Source organism: Desulfogranum japonicum DSM 18378 (assembly GCF_000429945.1).
Lineage (GTDB): Bacteria > Desulfobacterota > Desulfobulbia > Desulfobulbales > Desulfobulbaceae > Desulfogranum > Desulfogranum japonicum.
Genome location: NZ_AUCV01000055.1, coordinates 24,852 through 35,932, shown reverse-complemented (window position 1 = coordinate 35,932; position 11,081 = coordinate 24,852). Strand labels below are relative to the sequence as shown.

7 protein-coding genes are annotated in these 11,081 nt (G+C 47.5%); 6 read left to right on the top strand and 1 reads right to left on the bottom strand.

Translation table 11 applies throughout. The features are described from left to right. The coding region (locus tag G493_RS0119695; RefSeq protein WP_153306598.1) for an ISAs1 family transposase at nt 1–267 on the top strand (267 nt) is incomplete at its 5' end. Between the two features lie 279 nt (nt 268–546). Here G493_RS0119695 and G493_RS0119685 read toward each other — a convergent pair. Then, the gene (locus tag G493_RS0119685) at nt 547–1,239 is read right to left on the bottom strand and encodes a hypothetical protein (protein WP_028581772.1); all 693 of its coding nucleotides are present in this window, start codon (nt 1,237–1,239) and stop codon (nt 547–549) included. Nucleotides 1,240–1,935: 696 nt separating this feature from the next. On the opposite strand from G493_RS0119685, the gene G493_RS32535 reads away from it, so the two are divergent. The 5 genes from G493_RS32535 to G493_RS0119660 all read left to right on the top strand — a co-directional run bounded on the left by G493_RS32535 (nt 1,936) and on the right by G493_RS0119660 (nt 11,027). After that, nucleotides 1,936–3,213 carry a TfuA-like protein gene (locus G493_RS32535; protein WP_051309625.1) on the top strand — a complete coding sequence of 426 codons (1,278 nt, stop codon included), beginning with the start codon at nt 1,936–1,938 and terminating at the stop codon, nt 3,211–3,213. Further along, nucleotides 3,206–4,363 carry a YcaO-like family protein gene (locus G493_RS0119675; RefSeq protein WP_028581771.1) on the top strand — a complete coding sequence of 386 codons (1,158 nt, stop codon included), beginning with the start codon at nt 3,206–3,208 and terminating at the stop codon, nt 4,361–4,363. The genes G493_RS32535 and G493_RS0119675 overlap by 8 nt, the downstream gene beginning before the upstream one ends. A gap of 276 nt (nt 4,364–4,639) precedes the next feature. Then, the gene (locus G493_RS0119670) at nt 4,640–5,929 is read left to right on the top strand and encodes an NHLP bacteriocin system secretion protein (protein ID WP_028581770.1); all 1,290 of its coding nucleotides are present in this window, start codon (nt 4,640–4,642) and stop codon (nt 5,927–5,929) included. Nucleotides 5,930–5,979: 50 nt separating this feature from the next. Continuing rightward, nucleotides 5,980–8,121: an NHLP family bacteriocin export ABC transporter peptidase/permease/ATPase subunit gene (locus G493_RS0119665; RefSeq protein ID WP_035275279.1), complete on the top strand. Its 2,142-nt coding sequence runs from the start codon at nt 5,980–5,982 to the stop codon at nt 8,119–8,121. An 11-nt stretch (nt 8,122–8,132) separates the two neighbouring features. Next, entirely contained in the window at nt 8,133–11,027 is a 2,895-nt protein-coding gene (locus G493_RS0119660; protein WP_028581768.1) for an NHLP bacteriocin export ABC transporter permease/ATPase subunit, read from the top strand. The last annotated feature ends 54 nt before the right edge of the window (nt 11,028–11,081 follow it).

Here is an 11,081-nt window from a genome sequence, read left to right as displayed (position 1 = left end):
CTTGCAGAGGTGAATGCCTGCAACTTTATGAATGTCGTTCGCCAACATTGGGGCATTGAAAACAAACTGCATTGGGTACTTGATGTTGCTTTTCGTGAGGATGAATCCAGGGTCCGAAATGGCCATAGTGCTGAAAACCTAGCTCTATTAAGACATATAGCACTGAATTTACTCAAGCAGGAAAAAACTGCCAAAGTCGGCACTCAAATCAAACGTCAGAAAGCTGGGTGGGACAATAATTATCTTGCTAAGGTATTGTTTGGCTGACATTACCCATGCGATAGCCCTGGGCCGGGTAGAAGCGGTTCTTTAATCGCTTACTTCCCAACCATGAACAGTATATGCAGGAACTTCGAAGGAACCATGGACGCAAATACAGTTTTTGGGGAAAATATGGTAAGCAAGGCTACGGAAACCGGGGCAAGCATAGAGGTAATGGCGAAGTATTTGTTTTTTTATCAAAACTGAAGGGAAAGGGAGATTGCGAGAGTGAGGAAATCAGCATGATGGGTTGTTGAATAAGTCCAGCCTCTTTATATTGATATGTTATTTTTCTTTTTTTTCAACCTTGCACTGTTCTAGCCAAATTTCTGAGTTGTTATAATATGTTATTGCGTTTGTTATCATTTTGGGTATAGATATTCCGTTTGATTGGTATGTTTTAACTGTTTTTTCTAAATCTTCTTTTTTCATCGTATTTCTTGTGTTTGTTACATTTGGGTTTCCTATCTCCCATATAGCAAACTGTACACCCATAGGGTCATCAGATATATTTGGTACGCTACAGAGGCAATCTGCCATTTTTTTGAGGTTACCAGTTTGTATGTAACCAACTGAATATTTATCATCCTTTATGGGCATATCAGCGCCGCTATCAATACAGACAACATGTAGACTCAGACCAACAGTCTTTCCTGGTGCAATTTCACGTGTTGCCGATTGAACGCTCATCATTGGCTGCAAGTTTTGGTCGGATGGATTGAAAACTAAACCGCATGGGATGGTAAATTTTGTTTTTTCTGTTCCTTTGTTCGTCAAACTGATTTGCAGATTTTCATGACCTTGCGAAAAGTCTATGTGTGCTTTTTTAAGACCTCCATCTGCTTCGACTGTATCTACAACAATTATTTTTTTTCTGATCAGGTATAAGAAATCATTCTGTAAATTTTCTGTAGTTTTTTCTGGAGTATTATGTGCAACTGAGAAGAGTAAAAATATTGAAAAACATATGTTAATCATCGGTTATTTGCTATGTTTGCTTTTTTGTTCGTAGTTACTGGATAAATTCAGACACAGTTATGATCGTTTTATGACTTGCCAGAACGCTGTCAATGAGTTGAAACACCGTAAATCATCTTCGGATAGATAGTGTCTGTCCATAAATTAGTCCCTTTGGGCTTGCATTGTTATTTGTTATTGTATGTGTAACAACACATGCGGGCTACATTAGGGCTACTAGTATCAAGCTATATATCTTCGCATTATGTAGAGGAAAACTTCTCTGTGCAATACAAAAATATGACTGCTAGAAATTATCGTTGTGTCCCAATGTATATTTATTTGCTTTGCTTTTATTTCTCTCAACTTTTAAGAGCCACACGCTATACATTTTCCTGTTAACACTCAGGGCTTGCCTCCAAAGTTCGCAGTAGCGATTCTCTCTGGAGTGCCACAAACTCACATGCATTGTCTTGTCATTTCAGCCTGTAAACACTTCTGTGGCATAATTACTCTCAATATGATTTTCCTGTTTGCCTGTTGCTGGACATCTGTACTACAATCATCTCTGGAAGGGTATTCTCTGGTCGTCCAAACTGCGGGCGTATTATAGAGGGAGCACTCATTACCTTCTGCCATATCTTTTTTGCTCGTTGATCTTCGAGTAGCGATGCCTAAAAAAGCATAGTTGTTGTTCACGAATCTGAGACTGTTTCTATGGATGCACACGAAAAGACGACCAGTATGCGTTATGACCAGTGTCGAAAAATAGTTGTCTGTGCCCGGGATTCCCGTGAGGTGTTGATGCCGGACTCCCGGTTTACTTCTCTGGTATTGCAGGGGCCGGCTGGCATGGGAGATGTGTGGGGACTTATCCGGCATGATGTGGCGGTGATTGTACTTGTCGACTGTATACAGCACGGAGGGGCTTCTGTCTGGCACAGGGAGATACTGGACGCCCTGGACCATGGTATTACAATAATTGGTGCAGGTGGCGTGGGCGCGCTCAAGGCGGTGGAGCTTGATGGCAGCGGGATGCTTGGGGTTGGCTGGGTTTATTCCCAATATCTTCATGGTGGTATTGAGAAAGATGATGAGGTCTGCGCGAGCGCAGACGGACTTTCCCTGGTTGATATCCGTTACACTCTGGACATGCTGGTACGAAATGGCAACATCAGCATACAGCAGCACTACACCATTCTTTCCAGAATGCAGGGCGTGCATTACACCAGGAGGACCTTGAAAAAATGGCAGGCAATACTGGAGGAACTTCAAATAGAACTTCCAGCGGATAGTGCCAGGCCTTTGGATGTCAAGCATGTCGATGCGCAGATCGCCCTCAATATGGCCATGGATTGTCTGCGCCAACAGGAGACCGGCGATACGTTTGCAGGAAGATTGCCTGATCGGAAGTGGCAGTGGCTCAGAACTTCCAGCATGTACCAGAGCTACGTGTTTCCTGAAGGTGTTGTTCGAGGCTATCATTTTGCAGAGAGTCTGGGCAGGCAATTGGGTATGTTGCATTTTCACACATTGAGTGAAAAATTTTTTATACTGCAATGGCTGAAAGAGCATAGCCTGTTGTGCCCCAGATCCTATGTAGATCTTTTCCTGAGAAGCAGAGCCCACATGTTTCAAAATGATCGCTATCTCCTTGCCAATGGGCTAACCGCTTCTGAACTGACAGGATTGCTCACCGAAACGGCGACAGTCCAATGGGCACGGGAAAATAAACGACAGATTTTTCAGCAGCATTTGGGGCAACAGACAGACAGTTATGCCCATGCCTGGGCATTGGAGCATGGGGTGACAAGTCCGGAGCATAATGAAACAGGAGCCTGGGTAATTGCTCAAGGGCCGGAATATTTCGGCTTTAACTGGGATTACGATGCGGCATTGCTGAAACAGCTGCAGCTTGATGGAAAAATGGCGCAGTATGCTCGGCAGCAACTTGATTCCATGCCGCAGAAATTGGACGGGAGTATCCATGTATGACATTGGCACCAGGCGAGAAGTTCATCCAGAGGTAACACTTCAGCGCCTTGATGGATACTGGCCGGTTGCAGGCATTACGCGGTGTGCTGATGTGACGGGTCTGGATGTCTTGAATATTCCTGTTTTTGCGGCGTTTACTCCTAATAATCCTGCTCTGCAGGTTTGCTGGGGTAAAGGCTGTATAGCAACCAATGCCAGGGTTTCCGCCTTGATGGAGGCTGTTGAACGATCCCATGTAACCGCGTTTGAGAGTGATATACAAAACGCCAGTGTCACAAAAGTAAGAAAATCAGGATGCAAGGTGGTTACGCCACCAGAATTACAGTGTTTTCATGCCGACTGCTACTATGATCTTGATTACACCATGGACTGGGCTGTTGCTGAATCTGTGGAAGATGGAGAAACCTCGTCCTGCCTGATACCTGTGAGTGCAGTCTATGCAGCAGGGCAAAAAATGCACTCCTTTACCGCCAATGGCCTGGCCAGTGCCAACTCCCCTGTAGAGGCCAGGAATCACGGTCTCTATGAGATCATTGAACGTCATGTCGTTTCATCCTGTTTTAATGGCAGCGGGACGTTGATGTTGAAACATAATGGCACGTTGCTTGTTGACCTGGAGCATTGCACATCCAATCTTGTGGCAGCACTTTACGAGTCCGTATCCCAGGCCGGGGCATGTCTGCGGCTGTTTAAGCTGCCATCGGTGATGACCAGAGTCAGTGTATTCTGGGCTGTAATAATAGATGAAGCCAATCCCCTGGCGTATATTCGCGCAAATGTGGGCTATGGAGCCCACCTGTCTGCAGAGATAGCTGCCCTCAGGGCGATTACGGAAGCGGCACAGAGCAGAATGGTTTTTCTTCACGGCTGCCGTGAAGACATGGCCCATAGAATGAAACAGCCCAACGAAAGAAATATAGAGAAAGTTTGCAAGTATTTCAGCTCATCTTTTCCCACCATTGAGTGGGAAGAAATAGACCATAATTACCTTGGAAAAAAAATTAGCAACGACTACGATATATTATCGCATGAACTTTCCACTGCAGGATTTACAACCATACTGCACCGAGAACTGGAAAGCCGGATTCCATCTATAAGTGTAGTGAAGACCATCGTTCCAGGTACAAAAATAAAGGAGGGCATTTTTTAAGAGCCTTCCTGGAGTCATTCGCTGGAAATAATTATGTATAAGGGAGCCGTTTAGCATGATGTCTCCCATGTATTTATAGCTGCGTACAGGGGGCACGGACTTTTCACAAGCAGGCTGACCCGTGTATCTGAGCGTTAAACTGATTGCGGTAAGTTGAGGTGCACTGCGAGCAGTTACTGCTGGAAAAGAATTTCCCGACATGTCGAATAGTCCATTGCAGCATGTTACATTGCAGTGGGTACGTGTATCAGAGTTTAACCTGAAAGGAACTTTGCTATGAGCATACCTTACAGGCGAATAGCGCTGGACAAACTGGCCTCGCCCGAAGAGCTGGATCATCTGCCACAGTTAATCTCTCCCAGGCTGTTGTTTCTTCTGTTTTTTATTTTTCTTCTTGTTTTTGCTGTCCTGATCTGGGGCTTTATCGGCAGGATTCCCGTTACTGTCAAAGCCCAGGGCATTATTCAACTCAAAGGGGACGTGACCATTGAGTCGGACAGTTCCGGAACGGTTGAAAATGTCTTTGTAGCAGTGGGTGACGAAGTCAAGCCCGGTCAACTGGTTGCCGTTATACGCCAGGACGATCAACTCAGCTCCCTCCTTGAAGCCCAGGAATCTCTGAAAAATAAGCAAGACGAATATGCAAGAAAAAAACTGCACGAGCAGGATCGTCTTGAAGCCACCAGTAAAAAGAATGCCATAAATAAAGCCTACTACGAAACGCAGCTGGAAGACAAAATCAACGAAATTGAGTGGCTGCGGGAGAAGAGGGATAATCAGAAAGAACTCTATGAAAAGGGGCTTGATACAAAGGCTAATTATGTATCTGCGGACAATGATTTAAAAGCAGGCCTGAATGACATCAAGGATATCAAGGCAAACATCCGGCAGATTGATTTGGATGAGCTCACCACCCAGAACGATTCCAATGAGTCGTTAAAATCAATGGTCCTGGATATCCAGGAACTGTCATTGAAGGTAAGTAATCTGCGCAGAAAGCTCAAGCATAACCTCAATGTCATCTCCCCCTATGAAGGCAAGGTCCTTGAGGTCAGTGCCAGGATAGGTCGGCAGATTACCACTGGCCAGACCATCATCCGGCTGGCAACGGTGGATGAAATTGATCAGGGACTCGTTATCAAACTCTATATTTCTCCTAACGACGGTGCCAAGGTGCAGCCGGGAATGCAGGCTATCGTGACTCCTTTTTCCATTGATTATGGCGTGTACGGCGACCTGGTAGGTTTTGTTTCCGATATATCCAATTCTGCAGTCAGCTCAGACTATATGAACATGGAATTGAAAAATGACCTGCTCGTGCAGAATATGACCGCCAATGGCGCCCCCTATGAGGCATCTGCATATTTTCTGCCCGATCCTGAGTCGTTGAACGGCTTAAAGTGGACAACCCGCAAAGGCGCCCCCCTAACCATTGAAAGCGGTACACTCTGTTCAGCAAAAATAATTACCGAACAGAAGCGGCCAGTGGATTTTATCATGCCTTTTGTGCAGGACAAGGTCTTGGGACAGAAAAAACCTGATTGGCTCACTGATACATCTGATTAATAGGATGGTCCCTGCATGACAGTAGACCAGATGAGGCTATTTTGAAGAATATGCGCGCAAAAACACCAACCATCATTCAAATGGAAGCGGTTGAATGTGGTGCCGCTGCACTTGCCATTGTCCTCGGGTATTATAAGAGGTTTGAGCCTCTGGAAAAATTGCGGGTGGAGTGTGGTGTTACCCGGGATGGCAGCAAGGCGAACAATATTCTCAAGGTAGCAAGGCAGTATGGGTTACAGGCTTCGGGCAAGATGATATCCAAGCCGACCAACCTGAAGAACTATACATTTCCGATGATTGTCTTCTGGAACTTCAACCATTTCCTGGTTGTGGAAGGCTTCAGGGGAGATCTGGTCTATATCAATGATCCCGCAACCGGGCCGAGAACGGTGAGCTGGGAAGAGTTTAACGGTGCTTTCACCGGTGTGACCCTGTTGATGGAGCCTGGAGAACAGTTTGAGCCAAAAGGTTCTCCATCCAATGTCCTTGCATCCCTTATCAGGCGGCTGAAAGACTACAAGGCAACGTTACTTTTTATTGTGGCCCTAGGCCTGGCCACCATCCTGCCAGGTCTGGCCATTCCATCCTTTTCTAAAATTTTCATGGACGACATCATGGCTTCCGGGCATGATGACTGGGCCAATCCACTGATGTGGAGTTTTGGTGTTGCCATTGTTTTTCTCACAGGAGTAACCCTGCTGCAACAGCTGTATATCCTCAAGCTGCAGATTAAGCTGGCCCTGGTCACATCCGGTAAATATATCCTGCACATTTTCAAGCTCCCCATGGTGTTTTACACCCAGCGCCATGGCGGGGAGGTGGGAAGCAGGGTGCAGCTCAATGATCAGGTGGCCAATCTCCTTGGCGGCGACCTGGCTACCAATACGGTGAACCTGGCCACTGTGGCATTTTATGTCGTGGTTATGGCCACCTACGATGTCTCCCTTACTGCGGTGGGAGTACTGTTCTCTCTGGTCAATCTCTTCTTTCTGCGCTTGATCTCCCGTAAAAGAACAGACCTGAATCGTATCATTCAAAAGGACAAAGCCAAATTGTCCTCCACCTCCATGGGTGGGGTGCAGATCATCGAATCTCTGAGGGCTTCCGGTCAAGAGACTGATTTTTTCAACAGATGGATCGGTATCTATTCCAAGGTGTTCAATGCCAGGCAGCAACTGGAACTCCCCACTCAGATTTTGTCTATCATGCCCAAGTGTCTGAATCAGTTGATGACAGCCACCATCCTGTCCCTGGGAGCGCTCCGGGTAATGAACGGCTATCTCACCATCGGTTCCCTGGTCGCTTTTCAGGGCTTGATGACTACTTTCTCCGACCCTGTCAATAAACTCATCACCCTTGGTTCCAGGCTGCAGGAGATAGAAGGGGATCTGAATCGTGTCGACGATGTGATGCATTACCAGGCTGACCCGGTCTACAGCGAAGACGAGACGCAAAAGCTGCCAATTGAGAAGATAGAAGGCTCCCTCACTCTTGCTGATATCTGTTTCGGCTATAATCCCCTGCAGGATCCGTTTATCGAAAATTTTCATCTTGAACTTCGGCCTGGAAGCAGGGTTGCACTGGTTGGCGCTTCCGGCAGCGGTAAAAGTACTGTCAGCCGCCTGATTTCCGGCCTGTATAAACCCTGGAGCGGCAAAGTGCTGCTCGATGGCGAACCACGCGAAGACTATACCAGGCAGTGTATCTGCAAATCAGTATCTTTTGTTGACCAGGAAATATTTCTTTTCCAGGGCACTGTGAAGGAGAATATCACTCTGTGGGACCAGACAATTCTTGAGTCGCAGATGATTCAGGCGGCTAAAGATGCCTGCATCCACGATGAAATTTTACTTCGGGCCGGAGGCTATAACAGTGAAGTGGATGAAGGCGGCAAAAATTTCAGCGGCGGCCAGTGTCAGCGGCTTGAGATCGCCAGGGCACTGGTAACCGATCCTTCCATTATGATACTCGATGAAGCTACAAGCGCACTCGACCCAGTGGTGGAACAGGCAATAGACAGGAATCTGCGGAGAAGAGGCATCACCTGTCTGATTATTGCACACCGCCTCAGTACCATCAGAGATAGCGATGAAATCATTGTCATGGATAAGGGGAAAATTGTGCAAAGGGGACGCCACGAAGAATTGATCCAGGACTCTGACGGTATCTATGCCACATTGATTGAAAACTGATACGTGACACTATGCCAGGAGAATATTTTCAGAAAAAAGGCCTGAGACAGGTCATCGCAAGCAATCAGGATGTCGCACTGCATGGTGAAAACTCCCTTGCCTGGGTGCAATCCGGACACCTGGATGTGTTTGTTTCCAGAGTCGATACCCAGGGAAAACCTGTGGGCAGGCTGCACCATGTCGTCTCTTTTACGGATGACGATCTGTTCTTTTTCAATACCAATCTTCTGGGGCAGACAGGGCTCCTGGCAAAAGCGGCTGAAGAGACTGTGATTTTTACCCTGCCCATGGAAGATGCCCATATCCCGGCGACCGTTACTGGACCTCTGCTCGACACATGGGGAAACAGTATTGGTCGCTTTATGGCCCCGCAGATCAATACCAGGGCAGACCTATACCTCCACCGGGATACAGAAAAGGTGGATCTGTTCGCAGAAAAATCACTTCGCTTGACCACCACCTCGCACACACTGCTGTGGATGGCCCCGCCCGATGATATCATTGAGTTCTGCATACCGGATCATTTTGCGGTGGATCATGCTGCAGCTTTTCCTGTGCTGTTATGCCACTCCTTTGTACTGCAATGCACCTGTGCCAGCGAGCAGACCGCGGTGCTGTTTACAAGCACAGAACTGATTGAGAAATATGGCCTGTCCCGAACTTTGGATGCCGTGAGCAGTTTTTGTACCGATCATTGCTATAAACGCCTGGAAAGGCTTGATCATGATATTTCCAGATTTGCCGCCTATCAGAGGGAACGCGATACGAGAAAATGGCGTAAATCCATAGGCTATCTTGCCCGGTTGCTTGACCCTCAGTTTGATGATACAGAATCGATATCTGTAGACAATGATCCCCTGCTTACGAGCCTGGAACGTATCGGCAAAGGTCTGGGTATTGATTTCGTTCCTCCGGAGATTTTGGAATACCAGAGCGACGAGCCTCCCCTGGCATTGATATGCAAAGCCAATAACCTGCGTTTCCATGAAGTCAAACTGCGTGACAGGTGGTACGAAAGCGAAACCATGCCCATGCTCGGCTACACAAAAAGCGATGAGCAGCCCGTAGCCTTCATGCCTTACGGAAACAAGCACATGAAGGTGTATTTCTCCGACAACCCCCACCCGCAGGTCATAAACGCAAAAAATTGTGACCAGTTTGTTGACCGGGCGTTTATATTTTTCAAGCCCTTGCCTGATTTCCGTCTGAGTCTGAAAAAAGTTTTCAATCTTGCATGGACAGAGTGCAGACGAGAAGCAAAAATCATATGGATCTCTGGATTTCTTGCCGCCATAATCGGGCTGCTTACCCCGATCATAACCTCGGAAGTCATGAATGAAGTCATTCCCAGTAATGATTTGGGCTATCTGTATCAGATCGCACTTGGACTTGTGACGGCAGCCGTTGCTTCGACAATTTTTGAATTGTTGAAGGCCGTGGCTATGATGCGGGGTAATTTCAAGGGAGAGGCAGCTGTTCAGCCGGCAGTGTGGGATCGGCTGTTAAAACTGCCGCTTACGTTTTTCAGGCAGTATAGTGCCGGTGATCTGGCAAATCGGGCCAACAGCGTAATCGAGGTAACCAACCAGCTGAAGGGAACCATCGTTACCACGGCCCTGGGAGGAATATTTGCCTCGGTCAATTTTCTGGTCATGTTCCACTTTGATGCCAAGCTCGCTTTCTGTGGCCTTGGCCTGGCTGTCCTGGCCGCTGTGGTCATCGGTTTGCTGGCCTGGAAGCAGTATCGAACCTCCACCCGGTTATTTGATATGCAGGGCCGCATTTCAGGTATGGTGCTGCAGTTTACAACCGGCATTTCCAAACTGAAGTCAGCCGGTGCGGAATGGCGGGCTTATGAGCGGTGGAGCAGGCTGTTCTCCGAGCAGAAACAATTGGATTACCAGGCAAAACGGTATTCGGCCTACCAGGAAACCTTTTCCAAATTTTTTGATCCGGTTTCCAAGATGGTCATCATCGCACTTCTCCTCTATCACTGGGAAGGTCTCCTTGACGGCGGGCAATATGCGGCCTTTACCGCTGCCATGGGCATGTTCATCAGTGCCATCCTTTCCACTGCCACTGTAATGCAGTTTTTGACCAGCGTGGCCCTGCTGTTCAAACGGATTGATCCGATCATAGAAGCTGTGCCGGAGAAGAGCACTGTCAAGATAGATCCGGGTATCCTCTCAGGCTCCATCGAGTTGAGTCACGCCAGTTTTCGATACGGCAAAGATCTGCCGCAGGTGCTCAAGGATGTTTCCCTGCATGCTGATCCTGGTGAGTTTATTGCAATTGTCGGCAATTCAGGCTCTGGAAAATCAACGGTATTTCGGGTGCTGCTCGGGTTTGAAGAGCTGGAGTCCGGTGAAGTTTTTTATGATAAAATGGGGTTGAGCCAGCTTGATCCCGATCTGGTGAGAAAACAGATCGGGGTGGTGCTGCAGAACGGGAATATGCTGCCTGGAAGTATTTATGACAATATAGCCGGGGGGACTGATCTGAGTGTTGACGATGCCTGGAATGCCATCCGGCTGGCAGGGCTTGAAAGTGATGTCAAGGATATGGCCATGGGTATTTTTACGGTGATTTCTGAGAGTGCCCGGACCTTTTCCGGCGGCCAGAAGCAGCGTCTGATGATTGCCAGAGCCCTTGCCCGTAATCCCAAACTACTGCTTTTTGATGAAGCCACCAGTGCCCTGGACAATACCACCCAGAAGCTTGTGGCTTCCAGTATCGATTCCCTGAATATTACCAGGGTAATCATCGCCCACAGACTCAGCACCGTTATACATGCACACCGGATTTATGTTTTGGAAAACGGTCACGTCACCCAGGTAGGGACATTTCAGGAACTGATGGAACAGTCAGGCTGGTTTGCGACGCAGGCGCAAAGGCAACTCCTCTGAAGCGAGAGGATGATTACTATGAAATCCAGGTTTGTTTGCATGCAGACTTTTTTC